The sequence below is a fragment of the Ulvibacter sp. 2305UL32-6 genome (assembly GCF_058148545.1).
Genome location: NZ_JBYVKA010000081.1, coordinates 1 through 598, shown reverse-complemented (window position 1 = coordinate 598; position 598 = coordinate 1). Strand labels below are relative to the sequence as shown.

The 598-nt window shown below is 28.1% G+C and carries 1 protein-coding gene; it reads left to right on the top strand.

Annotation, left to right across the window (positions count from 1 at the left end):
* The coding region (locus ACY2RU_RS17815; RefSeq protein ID WP_490139836.1) for a hypothetical protein at nucleotides 1–513 on the top strand (513 nt) is incomplete at its 5' end.
* Between the last annotated feature and the right edge of the window lie 85 nt (nucleotides 514–598).

Here is a 598-nt window from a genome sequence, read left to right as displayed (position 1 = left end):
CGAACTCAAAAATACATTTTGCTGATTATAGTACTTGTTTTCAATATGAGCTGTTCGAATAATGAAAAGTTAGGACAAGCGAAAATATTAGAACTCAATTCATATGACAAAGAGGATTTATATTTCCCTCATGATTCCTCTATGAACTCTGATTTTATATTGGAAAACACTTTTGAATTACGAAAAGATGGTGAAAATATTTTAATCGTTAACAATATCAACGATGGACTTACAGGACATTATATAACTCTAGAACTGAATTCAAAACTTGAAATCATAAATGCTGAATATGACGAACTAAATGATGTTATTGATGGAAGTGAAATGACTTTTAAAGTGGATAGTGTTGACTTAAAACTGAATTCAAATCCTTTTAATTCTAAAAATATAATTGGTTATTATTCTATCTTTTTGACTCAAAATTATTTTGCTGGAGAATTACAAGAACAAGGAGATAAAGATGAAATTTTTAAGCGAGAGTTTAAGGGAAAATTTAAGGCTTTTGAAAAATAAAATACGTTGCACAACAACGTATAAAGCCAATGGCGGGTTTATTGCTTATCGAATTTGATTTCCTACAAATAAACTATCTTTAAAA